This window comes from Bacillus sp. DWP3-1 (assembly GCF_049896565.1).
Classification (GTDB): Bacteria; Bacillota; Bacilli; order Bacillales; family Bacillaceae; genus Bacillus.
Genome location: NZ_JAFCUN010000003.1, coordinates 193,322 through 207,191 on the forward strand (window position 1 = coordinate 193,322; position 13,870 = coordinate 207,191).

The window sequence follows — 13,870 nt, forward strand, 5'->3', positions numbered from 1 at the left end:
TAATGGCATTTTTCTAAGCTATTATCCTTTTTCTTTTTTAAGGAATGAAAAAGATAAGGTAGGTGCTTATGTGAGTAAGAAAAATAATCAATCTTCATCCATTAAATTTGCTGTTATTTTAACCATCATCGCAGCTCTTCTCATCGGTCTATTTGTTGTGATTGGGAACAAGAACAGCCAAGAAGCACAAACAGTTGACAGTAAGCCTTCGATTAAAGGACAGCCTGTCATAGGAGACAAAAACGCAGCGGTGCAAATCGTCGAGTTTGGGGACTATAAATGTCCGTCATGTAAATCATTTGAAACAGACATTTTCCCAAAACTGAAAGCAGACTACATAGATAAAGGCGATGTATCCTTTTCATTTATTAATTTACCACTGCCTGTTCATGGAGATGGCGCAGTATTAGCAGCACTAGCTTCTGAAGAAGTGTGGAAAGAAGATCCAAAAAACTTCTGGGCATTCCATGAAGCTGTCTATCAAGCACAGCCAGATAGTGAAGCAGAATGGGTTACGCCTGCTAAGCTGACTGAACTAGCGAAAAAGACAACAAAAATTGATACGGATAAACTCAAAGATAATTTATCAAAGAAAACGTATCAGCCGCAGCTGAACACAGACGATCAGCTTGTGAACAAATATAAAGTGAATTCAACACCAACGATTTTGATTAACAATAAACAAGTTCAAAACTTTTATGACTATGATGAAATCAAAGAATTAATTGATCAAGAGCTCAAAGGGAAAAAATCATGAAGAATAAGCTCATTTACTTATACAGTGCTTGGATTGTCTCTATCGTTGCGACGATGAGCAGCCTGTATTTAAGTGAAATAAAGAAGTTTATCCCATGCGATATGTGCTGGTTTCAGCGCATTTTCATGTACCCGCTCGTGCTCTTACTTGGAATTGCTACGTTCCGGGGCGATGTCAAAGTGAAGTATTACGTACTGCCTTTGGCTGTGATTGGTGCTGGCTTTTCCATCTATCATTATATGGAACAAAAGATCCCGGGCTTTGCGTCGATTCGCCCTTGCCTAAGCGGCATTCCTTGTTCCGTTGATTATCTGAACTGGTTTGGTTTTATTACCATTCCACTATTGGCTCTCATTGCATTTATTCTTATCATCATCAGTATGCTGCTGTTAAATGCAAAAGAAGATTGAGAGATAGCCTGCTTTTAAGCGGGCTATTTTTTATTTTTGCAAAAAGATAAAATTTAAAGAAAATTTGTATTGCTTTTCGCTTATGTCAGATATACATTAAGGGAGTAGTGTTAGATGATCAGATCATGTAAGGAGATAAGCGGAAAATGGCATGGGAAGTCTTAAGTATCATTGGTATTATCGCATTCGCCATTAGTGGTGCGATAGTAGCAATGGAGGAAGAGTACGATATTCTTGGTGTGTACATTTTAGGGATTGTGACAGCATTTGGCGGTGGAGCGATTCGAAATCTATTAATCGGTCTTCCGGTGTCTGCTTTATGGTCACAGGGCAAAATGTTTACCATTGCTCTTGTATCCATTACGATTGTGTTTCTTTTTCCAAAGCTTTTGCTCAAGCACTGGAGCACATGGGGGAATTTCTCGGATGCGATTGGTTTAGCAGCGTTTGCGATTCAAGGTGCATTATTTGCTGTGCAAAGAGAGCTTCCGCTCAGTGCGGTCATTGTGGCAGCCATTTTGACTGGAAGCGGAGGCGGAATTGTGCGTGATTTATTGGCAGGGCGAAAGCCGCTTGTGCTAAAAGCGGAGATTTACGCAGTTTGGGCAGCACTTGGCGGCTTACTCGTAGGACTCGGTTTAGCACAAGGAGAGATTGCTTTGTATTTGCTGTTTCTCATCCTTGTCGTATGCAGGGTTTGTTCCTACCTATTCAAATGGCGGCTTCCCGCTAGGTCTTATTTTTTAAATAAAGGGTAAAACGAGAAAAGAGCGGTTTCGCTCTTTTTTTTGTGTTTGATACGAGCTGGATGTCAGCAGGTAATGGAGTTTTCGTGTAAAATAAAAGCAGGGTCTTTTTGTTCATCATTAGAACAATACATGTGATGAAAATTTTGTCAGCTGGCTGAATATCTGGATTCAGCCTTTTTTTGCCTAGATGGATTGTTATGTGTTGGTTTCACATTTTGCGGAATACTAAAGAAGCACCTATGATCGGACGGATGAATCAACATGGAATGAACACATCTTTACATGTAAGCAAAACTTGACGAAAAAATTGAAATAGGAGGGACACGTACTAGTGGAGATTTTTTTGGCAGTGCTCGTATTACTAGCACTCATCGCATCATCTAATATTATCAATCGTTTTGTCCCCTTTATTCCAGTCCCGTTAATTCAAGTGGGCTTAGGAATATTGGTGGCAGCTTTTCCTTCAGGTTTACATATTTCTTTAAATCCCGAACTATTCTTCGTTTTATTCATTGCGCCGCTGTTATTTAATGACGGGAAGCGTACCCCAAGGGACGAGCTGTGGAAATTAAGAGCGCCGATTCTTCTGTTAGCCCTAGGGTTAGTATTTGCGACAGTCATTGTAGCAGGATATACCATCCATTGGATGATCCCAAGCATTCCGCTTCCAGCCGCATTTGCGCTTGCAGCGATTTTATCACCGACAGATGTGGTAGCAGTCAGTGCTCTTTCCAGCCGTGTGAACATGCCAAAGGGTATCATGAGGCTGCTGGAAGGCGAGGGATTGATGAACGATGCATCAGGACTTGTTGCCTTTAAATTTGCCATTGCAGCAACAGTAACTGGCGCTTTTTCAATTGCTGAGGCATCCTTTAGCTTTGTCCTGATTGCCGCAGGTGGTCTATTGACTGGATTTATTCTATCCTTTTTTATCATTCGTTTTCGCTATTTCCTCCGCCGTCTAGGAATGGACGATGTCACGATGCACATCATCCTGCAAATTCTTACACCATTTGTCATCTATTTAGCAGCGGAAGAAATTGGTGTATCCGGTATTTTAGCGGTTGTTGCTGGCGGTGTGACACATGCCATTGAGCAGGATCGAATGGAAGCAAATTTAGCCAAACTGCAAATTGCTTCGTCAAACACATGGAATATTATTTTATTTATTTTAAACGGACTTGTTTTCGTTATCCTTGGATTGCAGATTCCTGATGTATCGACGGTCATTTTCCAGGATGAAGCCTTTAATAATATGCAGGTCATCAGTTACATCTTAATCATCACGCTGTGTCTTATGATCCTGAGGTTCTTATGGGTATGGCTGTTCTGGGCAGGGAATTGGAGTGCAACGAAAAAGCAAAACGTGAAAAAACCGAAGCTTCGCGCCTCGATGCTCATGACATTCTCTGGTGTTCGTGGGGCTGTGACATTAGCCGGTGCCTTCTCCATCCCATTTACACTTGCGGACGGATCACCGTTTCCTGAACGGCATTTGATTATTTTCCTCGCAGCAGGCGTCATCTTATGTACACTCATTTTAGCTAGTGTGCTACTGCCTCTTTTATCTGAGAAAAAAGACAAGCAAATCGCCGTGGACTTGGATACAAAGATTCAGCATGCGAAACGGAAGCTGCTAAGAAGTGCCATTAAAACCTTAAGAGAAGGAATGAATGAAGACAATAGGGAAGTGTCTCTTGCACTCATCAATGATTACCGAATGAAGCTGCGCAATATCCAGCGTGAACCGTATCAATTCGGGATGAGAAAACAAGAGAGAAAGATCAGGCTGCACGGAATCAAAGCTGAGCAGATGAAGCTGCAACAGCTCATTGAGGAAGAGAAAATCGATAAAGAAGAAGCCTATGAGCTGCAAGAAAGATTTCATGAGCTCGAAATGCTGTATTCAAACTCCTTCAAAATCCGTTTTTCAAAAGTGAAGTTTCTGCGCTTGCTTCAATGGCTCCAATTATGGCGGCCGAATCAGCACGTTTCCAGCGGCATTTTAGAAAACGAGGGCTCGTACAAACAAATCCGTAAGAAAACGGCTGAGGCTGCTGTGGACTCGATCAAACAGCATATGACCGATGAAAATAAACAAACGTGTCATCAAGTGATTGGTTTTTACAACCAAGTCATTTATCGATGTGAACACGGTCCAAGCTTCTTTCAGCAAAAAGACCGTTCATTTGACCGGAAGAAAAAAGAGCTTAACTTCCAAGCTGTACAGACAATACGAAATGAAATTCAAACTCTGTATGAAGATGGTGAAATCAATCGTGACATTGCCCATCATTTAAGGGAGTATATCAATGACATGGAAGCTGTTCTCCTGACTAATACGTAATGTTGTGATCTTCTCCCCTATGTTTTATGATGAAGAAAGAGAACAAGCAGGGGGAGATCAATGATGGCGTATTATGGAGCAATTGAAGCTGGCGGTACAAAGTTTTGTTGTGCAATCGGCAATGAGCATGGGGACATTCTCGAGGAAATGACGATTCCGACAGAGCACCCAGAAAAAACATTACAAACACTCATTCCATTTTTCGAGCAGCATGACATTGAAGCATTAGGGGTCGGCTCCTTTGGACCAATCTGTGTTCAAAAAGACGATCCTTCTTACGGTTATATCATGAACACGCCGAAAGTAGAGTGGAAGCATTACCCGTTCATTCCAGAGCTAGAGAAGCAATTACGGGTCCCAGTATCCTTTACAACAGATGTTAATGCGGCAGCCTTAGGTGAATTAACAAAAGGAGCAGCCAAAGGGCTGAATAGCTGTATGTATATCACGGTCGGTACGGGTATCGGTGCTGGCGCTGTTGTAAAAAACGAACTTCTTCACGGTCATTCGCACCCAGAGATGGGGCACATCCTTGTCAGGCAGCATGAATCAGACCCGTTTGAAGGAGTCTGCCCAGCGCATGGGACGTGTTTAGAAGGACTGGCAGCTGGCCCAGCGATTGAGAAAAGGTGGGGGAAATCTGCCAAAGAGCTCACGGAGGAAGAATCAGTTTGGGCACTTGAAGCTGATTATTTGGCGCAGGCGCTGATGCAGTACTCGCTCATTTTAAGCCCAGAGCGCATCATGATGGGCGGGGGCGTCATGAAGCAAAAACAGCTGTTTCCACTGATTCGAGAGAAGCTTGCTGCTTATCTCAATGATTATGTAGACCTGCCGCCGCTTGATACATACATTGTCTCTCCTGGACTTGAGGACAAGGCTGGCATGACAGGTGCTTTGCTGTTAGCCATCGAAGCGAAGAAAAATGCCTGATAATAGAGTTTTAATGGACAACGTGAGATAATGAAAAAGATGGAATCTATGAAAAAGGTGGTTGTTAAAATGGTCAAAAGCTTGAATGATACCGTAACACTGAATAACGGAGTGGAAATGCCTTGGTTTGGTTTAGGTGTATTCAAAGTGGAGGACGGCAATCAAGTGGTAGATGCCGTAAAAGCAGCCATACGAAACGGATACCGCAGTATTGATACAGCTGCCGTTTATAAAAATGAGACAGGCGTAGGCAAAGCGATTAAAGAATCTGGCGTGAAACGAGAAGACTTGTTCATTACGTCTAAAGTATGGAACACGGATCAAGGCTATGACAAAGCGCTGGCTGCGTTTGACGCAAGCTTGAATCGATTAGGTCTTGATTACTTAGACCTCTATTTGATTCATTGGCCTGGCCCAAATGCAGATACATTTAAAGACACATGGCGTGCGCTTGAGACGCTTTACAAGGATGGGAAAGTGAGAGCCATAGGCGTCAGCAACTTCTACATTCAGCATTTAGAAGAGCTGTTAAAAGATGCTGAGGTTGTTCCAGCCGTGAACCAAGTTGAATTTCATCCGAAACTGACACTTGTCGAACTGCGTCAATACGCAAAAGAAAAAGGCATTCAAATTGAAGCATGGTCTCCGCTGATGCAAGGAAAGCTATTAGATCATGACGTATTGAAAGACATTGCTGCACGCTACAACAAATCTGTTGCGCAAGTCATCTTGCGCTGGGATCTGCAAAGCGGCGTCGTGACGATTCCTAAATCAATCAACGAAGAACGCATTAAACAAAATGCAGATATTCTTGATTTCGAACTTTCAAAAGAAGACATGGAAAAAATCGATGCATTAAACAATAACGAGCGCGTCGGCTCGAATCCAGAGACGATGACGGTTGGGTTTGAATAATAATGAAATAGAATAATTATAAGAACACCTTTCGATAGGCGTAGGAGTGATACACTTCTATGACTAATGGAAAGGTGTTTTTTCTATTAATGAAAGACATTCTATGATCCTAAGTTATCTTGAAAAAGGAGAAGAACTCCTTAAATCTACCTTAAATGTCATGAAATTCATGGGACAATAAAGAATTATATGGTAAATTATTAATTGTAAATAAAAGGAGGTTAATTATATGAAAAAATTCATTCTTGGCTTGTCGTTAACTTTGGGTGCCACGATCCTACCTACGACATTTGCCGAAGCAACAAATGTTGATTTAAGTAAGGAGCAAAAAGTAATTCAAGGAGATTATTCTAGTAGTACCATGTATGTACAAACAATAAAGGAAACGAATAAAGGTGTGATGACTACAAGTGCATCGAAAGTATATGCGAAAAGGCTAACCACATCTAGAGGGAGCTTTATGGCATGGTCAAAATCATATGTTGATTGGAAATATTCTTCGGGTAAAGTCAAATCGAGTTCTGGTTCTCAAGATGCGGGCTATGTCTTCCCTAACAAAGTAGTAAAAAATGGTTCTAAAAGATACTATAAGGGATCTAAACTTCATAAATGGGCACATAAAACAACCCTTAAATTTGGAACACCCACTCCGTGGGGAGATGTTACCTTTGTGAGTAACTCTTTTACAGATCGAGTTTGGGTTAATGGAAAAGGGAAACATGGTTGGGATTAATATTATAGATTAATAGAAAAGGCGCTACTTAAGAACTATTTACAAATCATAGTAGCGCTGTTTAAATATTATAAATAATCTCAAAAAATAGTAAGAGGAGTTTTTGGAAAATGATCCATGTAAAAGGATTGACAAAAACATATCGACATCAGCCTGTATTTGAAGATTTACATATTCAAATAAAACATCAAAAAATAAATTTCATCATGGGGAAGAATGGATCTGGTAAAACAACTTTTATGAAATGTTTACTCCAGTTAGAACATTATGAAGGGGAGATCTTGTATAATCATCAGCCGATTGATCAAGTAAGAAATGAAATTCAGGTCATGTATGATGATTCACCACTCTATTTGAATCTAAACGGTTATCAAAATATACGATTATTGTTAAATAGCCCTTTTGACCAAAAAAAGTGTGATACACTGGCAAGGGAATATCTACCACATGAGATCCTCAAAAAGAAGGTCAAACATTACTCTTATGGTCAAAAAAAGAAATTGAGTTTCATATTCATTGCATTAACAAAACCAACTTATTTGTTCTTAGATGAGATATCAAATGGTTTAGATTATGGAACAATGATGGAATTAAAAGCAATGATTAAGAAGTGGTCTAAAGACATGACCATTATAGCTACAGGTCATCAGTTTGAATTTTATTCATCCATTGTTGATGAATTGTTTATTTTAAAAGACAAATCAATGATTCAAATCCATGACTTTCAGGAAAAAGGAGAGGATTTGGGTGACATTTATCAAGCATATCTTTAAATTAATGAAAAAAGAGCTTTTATATCAATATTATGCTAAAACATTTCTTATCTTGTTTATTCCATTGATGCTGATTTCGTTATGGAATGTTTATGCACAATATGAAACAACAAAATCCAACTATGCCCAATATGTAAAAACAGAAAGTGAATATAAGGAGCTCGGCATTGATATAAAAAAGGCTTTGACGATGCCAGTTAACATAGAAGAAGGAGAATTAGCAGGTGCTGAAGGAGAAGTCGTAGAAAATGTCTTAAAATATGATTATGAGAAGTTTATTCAATCACTTCATTTGATGGAGCCAACTCAAGTCATTTCAACTAATTTAGAATGGATGGGTTTTATCTTTTATCCACTTGTATTTGGTTTATATGCGATCTATTTAGCGACATATGATGTGAAATATAAAACGATGAAAATTAAAGCGGTTCAATATCAGTGGAACGATGTTTTGTTTTCAAAGCAACTGTCTCTTTATGTAATCATTCTATTTTTAATTCCAATTCTTTCTCTTATTTCATATATGGCTAGCCATATCTTTTATTCTGTAATATCAAAAGATATATCTGTTCAATTGTTTACATATAAAGATAGTACCGAACATTCTATACTGCTTCAATTAATGTTTGTTGTATGTACAAGCTGGTTATTTAGTACACTTGTTTTTTATTTAGGTAGTTTATGTCGTAGTTTTATTTTATCTGTGGTTATCTATATGGTCTATTTTTTATTGATCCCAAACTTAGGTGTCTTTGATTTAAAAAACATGATCGCCAACTTAGCTTTGCATCTGTTTTCTTTTAAAGGGAACTACCAATTATTTGTGCCTATTCCCATGAATATAACCACAATTCTAATCTGCATTTCATTAATTATCTGCTTGTCATCCTTGCTGACTTATACTATGGTAAAACGGCAAAGTAAATATGTAGTATAAATCCCCCTATTCTCACATAGAGGGATTTTTTAAGTACTGCTTCTTCGCACAGCCAAAAGCATAATAAAAGATAAGATCACAATACAAATCGTCCAGGACCAAGCAAGTTCCATTCGTCCTGAATCAATCGCCACATAGATAGCGGTTGGGAGTGTTTGAGTTTTTCCTGGGATGTTGCCGGCAAACATTAAGGTCGCTCCGAATTCTCCAAGGGCTCTTGCAAAGCTGAGGACGCTGCCAGACAGCAGGGAAGGCAGGGCAAGAGGTACCGTAATATAGGCAAAGACTTGGAATGAATGTGCACCATCTACTTTTGCAGCCCCTTCTATATCTGACTCAATCGTAGAAAAGCCAGCCTTTGCTGATTGATACATGAGCGGGAATGCCACAACTGTCGATGCAATGACCGCCGCCCACCATGTGAAAATGACCGGCTGATGGAAGATCCATTCAATCGCGCCCCCTATTACACTATGCTTTCCGAATACGACGAGCAATAAAAAGCCAACGACTGTTGGCGGGAGAACGAGTGGCATCATCAGGAACGTTTCCACAATCATTTTCCCCTTAAAAGTTGTTCGCGCCATCCAAAAGCCGACCGTTGTGCCAAAAACAGTGGCCAACAGCCCGCTGACGATGGCAACTTGAACGGACAGCCAAATGGGAGATAGAAATTCTTCAGTCAGCATAAGCATTATGACACTTGAAAGCCGTATTTCTTAAAAATCGATGTGGCTGTATCTGATTGAAGAAATTGAAAAAAGGTCTTGGCTTCCGTTAGATGTTCTGTCCCTTTTACAATCCCTACTGGATATATAACCGGGGAGTGCATGTCCGGATTTGCCTCAGCTGCAATCTTTACTTTTTTGGAAACGAGGGCGTCTGTTTTATACACAACACCTGCTTCTACATTTCCTGTTTCGACGTAGCTTAGGACTTGCCGCACATCCTTGCCGTAGACAGCATTCTTTTTCACTTGGTCCCATATGTTCAGTTGTGTGAAGATCTCTTTGCCATATGTACCAGCAGGAACCGATTCAGGTGTGCCAAGAGCAATCTTTCCTTTTACGTGCCGGACGTCTTGAAAGCTTTTAATAGAGGAAGAGCCATCTTTTGGCACAATAAGGACTAGCTCATTTTGTATGGCGTCCTTGATATAATCTTGATCAATGTCTCCAGATTGAACAAGTTCATCGAAGGGCTCCTCAGCTGCTGAGAAAAAAAGATCCGCTTTTGCTCCTTGAGCGATTTGCTGCTTCAATGCGCCAGATGACCCGAAATTATTCGTTAAGGTCACATTCGGATGCTGCTTGTGAAAGGAGGCTTCAATTTCCTTTAGTGCATCCTGAAGGCTTGCCGCTGCTGAAATCACAAGCTCTGTTTTTTTATTCGAATTAGATGGCTTCATCTCTGTTTGGCATCCACTCAGGAGCAAACATATGGAGATGAAGGCTAAGAATGTATACTTCATGTTCACACCTCTTATCATTCAATATCATGTGGTTCCCTTTATTATAAGCAAACTTATTTGAGCATTCATAGGCTTTCAGTAAAAAGAGAAAAGAAAAAGCCGCCAAATGGCGACTTTCAGCGTGACGACAAAGCAGATCGTTTTAACCTGTTTACTTCTGATAAAAACGCAGCAAATTCCCATTGATCAACTTGTCTGATAAGGAGAGCTCTTTATTGGCTTTTTCTATATAAGGCTGACATACCTCATCCTGCTTCACGGGTTCTTTTGTTTTTTGATCATAGCAGGTGTTCTTTGTATAGAGATAATCATCTGTAATAAAGTTCCCGTTTCTCAATACAGCGAAAGGTGTCCGTTCATTTGAAAATAAATCATTGCCGAATTGAATGGAATCCTTCGTTTCAATCCCTAGTAAGTGAAGAAGTGTCGGCTTGACGTCCATTTGACCAGCTGTTTCAGAAATGGTCTGCGGTGCTTGATCCGTTACACCAGGAATGTAAATCAAAAAGGGAACACGCTGCAGTTTGACCGCATCAAACGGTGTGATTTCCTCTTGATTAAGCAGCTGTGCCATTGCCTCATGATGTGCCTCAGAGATGCCATAGTGGTCACCCATAAGGACAAACATCGTATTGTCATACAATCCTTCTTCTTTCATACGGTCAAAAAACATCTTAACCGCTTCATCTTGATAGCGGACGGTCGTCACATAGCGGTTTAAAATGGTACTGGACGAATCATATTCATCAATAAACTGATCCTTCGGATCAATTTCAAATGGAAAATGATTGGTCAGTGTAATGAATGTGCTGTAATAAGGCTGCTTCAACTTTTTTAAATGATCAATGGATTGATCAAAGAAGTCGATATCTTTTAAGCCCCAGCCAGTTGAATTCCGTTCATTGACATGATATGAATCGACATCATAAAAACGATCAATTCCAAGCGATTCATACATCACATCACGATTCCAAAACGTTTTATTATTCGCATGAAATTGGACGGATTGATAGTTTTCCTTTTTCAACTGCTTGTATAACGTGTCATATTCGTTGTCACTCGCTGTGAAAAAGACAGCGCCGCTGCTAGAAGGGTAGAGGGAATTAGCGACAATAAACTCTGAATCCGACGTCTTCCCTTGCTCTGTCTGCTGATAAAATTCATCAAAATAAAAACTCTTTTTAGCCAGTTGATTTAAAAAGGGAGTGATGGATTGTCCATTCACCTTTTGATTCATGACAAATTGCTGCGTCGATTCAAGTGAAATGAACACAACGTTCTTGCCTTTAGCAAGTCCAAAATACTCTTCGTTTGGTGCGCTGTAATCAGCCTTTGTGTAGTTTGCTACGGTAGAAAGCGTATCTTCATCTGCAAAGGCCTTTTGTCCAATGCGTGCCGTTTGGGCAGCACCGTCATACAGATGAAATTGGAACAGCCCGAGGTTTCTGACAATGACTTCACGATCATAAGAGCTTGTCAGAAATCGAGGGTGATCCATCATAGCTGAGCTGACATGAAACAATAGGAAGCTGCAGCAAATCGCATAATATGTTTTGATCGTCTTGTATGACGCTTTTGGGGATAATGGTTTGCGCTTGAGCAGCCAAGCAAGTACAACAAAATCAATGAGCATCAGCACAAAGAGCGGGTGGAATAATTCTGTCATACTGCTGCCCATATCTCCCATGTTCTTCGCTTGGAATAGCACGGGAATGGTAATGAAATCAATATAAAAACCATAAAAGATCGTATTCGATATCAGAATCGCCGTGAGAATAAAATTTGCACTCAATAAAAAAACCTTTTGTTTGGTTTCATTTAAAAAAAGAGCTATCCCAAACAAAGGGAGTAGAAAGCTAAGTGGATTGATCAAAAGCAGCCATTCATGAAACAGATTGGCCGTTCGTATGTGAAAACCTAGTTGATAAATGATGTATGTTTTCATCCACATGAAGAGGATGGAATACACTAAAAACCAATGATTTTTGAAAAACGCTTTCATTTATGGATCTCCTCACCATTCTGTATTCAGTTGCAAGGCAAAAACACTTATCTTAAACCTACTAAAAAAATGAGGAATGATCAATTCATAACTTATCTTTTTCGCAAAACTCTTTTTTATTCTGTTAGAACTGGATGGGGATCGATATGCCGCAGATGACGGCGATGTAATAGCAGGTGACGACGGTGAGAGCAGCTAGTACGACTTGTTCTCCTGTGCTGCCTGTTTTGACATAGAAGGGGAGACGCACTTTAATGGACGCTGGAAATAAAAATTTAATGCCGTTCACTGTCCCAGCATCAAGGATAAGGTGGCTCGCCATTCCAACGAGTAAACCGATACTTAGGCTGTCATTTGGAATGTATGTTGTCGCGAGAAAATAAATGATCAGTAGGAATAATAAACTGTGTGTAAATGTGCGATGACCGAACACGCTGCTGATCAGTGCCGAGAGCAGCGGAAATTTTCTGCCGATTTTACTTTTTGTATGGCAAAGATCGGGGATCAGAGCACCTGCTGATCCAGCTGCAGCCATGATGACTGGGTCGAGTCCGTAGTAGTAGGCGACGGCCGCTGAGGCGGCGATTCCGCCCATAATGTGTGTTTTTCCTGTCATGATGCGTACTCCTGTTCTATCTTTTGTTCAAGTACTCACTATATCAAGGGTCAATTCATTCAGCAAGGCTTATTTCTAAAGAAAAAGAGGACAAAAGGGTTGGCTGATTGGAAAAACATTCTATAATAAGGGGGAAGTCATGTTGATACTAACGATAAGGATGCGATTCGGATGAGTAATGCAGACATTTTAAAAGAAATTGTTCTCGTACATTATGAAGTCAGCCGTAAATTAAACCGCAAGTTACTTGAGTTAGAAAAAGACATCACGCCACCGCAGATATATGCTCTTTCTATTTTGATACAAGGCAAAGTATCACATGCCGAAGAGCTGAAACAAAGACTCTCCTTAAACCCAGGTGCAGCCTCCATTGCACTCAATAAATTATGTGAGCAGGGCTATATTCAGAGAGAACGTGACAAAGACGACCCCACGCTAGTCCGGTTAGAAGCTACGGAAAAAGGGGTAGCGATTTATGAAAAGCATACACGTCTTTTCGGAAAGGTGATTCAGCATATGATGTCAGACTTCACAAAGGAAGACTTAAAGACCTTTTTGACGTATTTGCAAAAAATGAGACAGACCTTTCATGATGATTGAGCCTTTCCACCTTGTATAATGCGGCGCACTGTAGCACAAATTATACAGGCAACCGCATTTTATGAAAAGGGAGGAAACAGCGATGTCATTTTTCCAAAAGGATAAAAAGGCGAAAAGCGAGCAAGACCACAAGCAAGTAGATCAGCTGTTAGAAGAAGCAAGCAAAGAGCTAGCAGGCGATCCGCTTCAGGAAGCTGTACAAAAGAAGAAAAACAACGATCAATAAGCAGGTAATAGGCAGAGAAATGATCCTCTGCCTTTTTTCTATGTTTTTCCCTTTGACAGATGTGAGAATGTTTGATAACCTTCGTGTAGTAAAAATGAATAGAAATCCTCACGCTATGTCTCAGTGAGGTAGAGGTTGCGCGGATGATGAGTCACTCATGGGAGAGATGGAATCGAAGATCATGAGAAAAAAGGCATCAGCGCCGAAGTGTAGAGAGAGCTCCAACTTTCTTTATGCTGGGTCTGCATTGAATAAATGCAGGACTGCCACGTCTTTGAAGCGTGGAGGGCTATCCGGAGATCAAGGTGTATGTTTTGAAAAGCATGGACTGTTGTTCAGGCTTTTTTTTATGTTCTGAGTATCTAAGATAAGGGTATGCTGTTAAGAAAGTGACCCATGAT

General features: G+C 40.3%; 15 protein-coding genes and 1 riboswitch. Of the genes, 11 read left to right on the forward strand and 4 right to left on the reverse strand.

The genetic code is table 11. The features are described 5' to 3' along the window. Positions 1 to 70: 70 nt before the first annotated feature. The 9 genes from ACP7A0_RS08630 to ACP7A0_RS08670 all read left to right on the forward strand — a co-directional run bounded on the left by ACP7A0_RS08630 (position 71) and on the right by ACP7A0_RS08670 (position 8,554). On the forward strand, positions 71 to 757 hold the full coding sequence (locus ACP7A0_RS08630; RefSeq protein WP_034660697.1) for a DsbA family protein: 687 nt from the start codon (positions 71 to 73) through the stop codon (positions 755 to 757). After that, positions 754 to 1,167 carry a disulfide oxidoreductase gene (locus ACP7A0_RS08635; protein WP_003212957.1) on the forward strand — a complete coding sequence of 138 codons (414 nt, stop codon included), beginning with the start codon at positions 754 to 756 and terminating at the stop codon, positions 1,165 to 1,167. The genes ACP7A0_RS08630 and ACP7A0_RS08635 overlap by 4 nt, the downstream gene beginning before the upstream one ends. 146 nt (positions 1,168 to 1,313) lie before the next feature. Next, positions 1,314 to 1,925, forward strand: coding sequence for a trimeric intracellular cation channel family protein (locus ACP7A0_RS08640; RefSeq protein WP_003212961.1), 612 nt, complete (start codon positions 1,314 to 1,316; stop codon positions 1,923 to 1,925). Positions 1,926 to 2,247: 322 nt separating this feature from the next. Further along, positions 2,248 to 4,263, forward strand: a complete 2,016-nt coding sequence (locus tag ACP7A0_RS08645) for a Na+/H+ antiporter (protein ID WP_034659982.1) — start codon at positions 2,248 to 2,250, stop codon at positions 4,261 to 4,263. A gap of 63 nt (positions 4,264 to 4,326) precedes the next feature. Continuing rightward, positions 4,327 to 5,196, forward strand: a complete 870-nt coding sequence (locus ACP7A0_RS08650; RefSeq protein ID WP_095285783.1) for an ROK family protein — start codon at positions 4,327 to 4,329, stop codon at positions 5,194 to 5,196. A gap of 69 nt (positions 5,197 to 5,265) precedes the next feature. Continuing rightward, the gene (locus ACP7A0_RS08655) at positions 5,266 to 6,111 is read left to right on the forward strand and encodes an aldo/keto reductase (RefSeq protein WP_375566337.1); all 846 of its coding nucleotides are present in this window, start codon (positions 5,266 to 5,268) and stop codon (positions 6,109 to 6,111) included. 229 nt (positions 6,112 to 6,340) lie between these two features. Continuing rightward, a complete protein-coding gene (locus ACP7A0_RS08660) occupies positions 6,341 to 6,844 on the forward strand; it encodes a hypothetical protein (protein ID WP_375566335.1) in 504 nt (167 codons plus the stop codon). Positions 6,845 to 6,954: 110 nt separating this feature from the next. Further along, a complete protein-coding gene (locus ACP7A0_RS08665) occupies positions 6,955 to 7,617 on the forward strand; it encodes an ATP-binding cassette domain-containing protein (RefSeq protein WP_095285785.1) in 663 nt (220 codons plus the stop codon). After that, a complete protein-coding gene (locus ACP7A0_RS08670) occupies positions 7,592 to 8,554 on the forward strand; it encodes an ABC transporter permease (RefSeq protein ID WP_375566333.1) in 963 nt (320 codons plus the stop codon). The genes ACP7A0_RS08665 and ACP7A0_RS08670 overlap by 26 nt, the downstream gene beginning before the upstream one ends. Positions 8,555 to 8,583: 29 nt before the next feature. Here ACP7A0_RS08670 and modB read toward each other — a convergent pair whose 3' ends face one another. From modB to ACP7A0_RS08690, 4 genes are all read right to left on the reverse strand, one after another. Next, positions 8,584 to 9,249 carry a molybdate ABC transporter permease subunit gene (modB, locus tag ACP7A0_RS08675; RefSeq protein WP_106038192.1) on the reverse strand — a complete coding sequence of 222 codons (666 nt, stop codon included), beginning with the start codon at positions 9,247 to 9,249 and terminating at the stop codon, positions 8,584 to 8,586. Beyond that, complete coding sequence (gene modA / locus ACP7A0_RS08680) at positions 9,249 to 10,025, reverse strand: molybdate ABC transporter substrate-binding protein (RefSeq protein WP_034659976.1); 777 nt, start codon at positions 10,023 to 10,025, stop codon at positions 9,249 to 9,251. Before modA ends, modB begins: the two co-directional genes overlap by 1 nt. Positions 10,026 to 10,176: 151 nt before the next feature. Next, entirely contained in the window at positions 10,177 to 12,027 is a 1,851-nt protein-coding gene (locus ACP7A0_RS08685) for an LTA synthase family protein (RefSeq protein ID WP_309415756.1), read from the reverse strand. Positions 12,028 to 12,151: 124 nt separating this feature from the next. Then, the gene (locus ACP7A0_RS08690; protein WP_375566330.1) at positions 12,152 to 12,643 is read right to left on the reverse strand and encodes a metal-dependent hydrolase; all 492 of its coding nucleotides are present in this window, start codon (positions 12,641 to 12,643) and stop codon (positions 12,152 to 12,154) included. A 171-nt stretch (positions 12,644 to 12,814) separates the two neighbouring features. Between ACP7A0_RS08690 and ACP7A0_RS08695 the strand changes: the two genes are divergently transcribed. Both ACP7A0_RS08695 and sspJ read left to right on the forward strand, forming a co-directional pair. Further along, on the forward strand, positions 12,815 to 13,243 hold the full coding sequence (locus ACP7A0_RS08695; protein ID WP_034659971.1) for a MarR family winged helix-turn-helix transcriptional regulator: 429 nt from the start codon (positions 12,815 to 12,817) through the stop codon (positions 13,241 to 13,243). Between the two features lie 82 nt (positions 13,244 to 13,325). Next, positions 13,326 to 13,469 (forward strand): small acid-soluble spore protein SspJ, encoded by a 144-nt coding sequence (gene sspJ, locus ACP7A0_RS08700; RefSeq protein WP_034659969.1) that lies wholly within the window; start codon positions 13,326 to 13,328, stop codon positions 13,467 to 13,469. A gap of 121 nt (positions 13,470 to 13,590) precedes the next feature. Further along, positions 13,591 to 13,769: riboswitch (Lysine riboswitch) on the forward strand. Positions 13,770 to 13,870 lie beyond the last annotated feature (101 nt).

Bases quoted from the DNA above. Each gene is read 5' to 3' on its own strand.
- modB (WP_106038192.1), bottom strand. From the start codon at position 9,249: ATGCTTATGCTGACTGAAGAATTTCTATCTCCCATTTGGCTGTCCGTT.
- ACP7A0_RS08655 (WP_375566337.1), top strand. From the start codon at position 5,266: ATGGTCAAAAGCTTGAATGATACCGTAACACTGAATAACGGAGTGGAA.
- ACP7A0_RS08685 (WP_309415756.1), bottom strand. From the start codon at position 12,027: ATGAAAGCGTTTTTCAAAAATCATTGGTTTTTAGTGTATTCCATCCTC.
- modA (WP_034659976.1), bottom strand. From the start codon at position 10,025: ATGAAGTATACATTCTTAGCCTTCATCTCCATATGTTTGCTCCTGAGT.
- ACP7A0_RS08640 (WP_003212961.1), top strand. From the start codon at position 1,314: ATGGCATGGGAAGTCTTAAGTATCATTGGTATTATCGCATTCGCCATT.
- ACP7A0_RS08650 (WP_095285783.1), top strand. From the start codon at position 4,327: ATGGCGTATTATGGAGCAATTGAAGCTGGCGGTACAAAGTTTTGTTGT.
- ACP7A0_RS08695 (WP_034659971.1), top strand. From the start codon at position 12,815: ATGAGTAATGCAGACATTTTAAAAGAAATTGTTCTCGTACATTATGAA.
- ACP7A0_RS08635 (WP_003212957.1), top strand. From the start codon at position 754: ATGAAGAATAAGCTCATTTACTTATACAGTGCTTGGATTGTCTCTATC.
- sspJ (WP_034659969.1), top strand. From the start codon at position 13,326: ATGTCATTTTTCCAAAAGGATAAAAAGGCGAAAAGCGAGCAAGACCAC.
- ACP7A0_RS08660 (WP_375566335.1), top strand. From the start codon at position 6,341: ATGAAAAAATTCATTCTTGGCTTGTCGTTAACTTTGGGTGCCACGATC.
- ACP7A0_RS08690 (WP_375566330.1), bottom strand. From the start codon at position 12,643: ATGACAGGAAAAACACACATTATGGGCGGAATCGCCGCCTCAGCGGCC.
- ACP7A0_RS08665 (WP_095285785.1), top strand. From the start codon at position 6,955: ATGATCCATGTAAAAGGATTGACAAAAACATATCGACATCAGCCTGTA.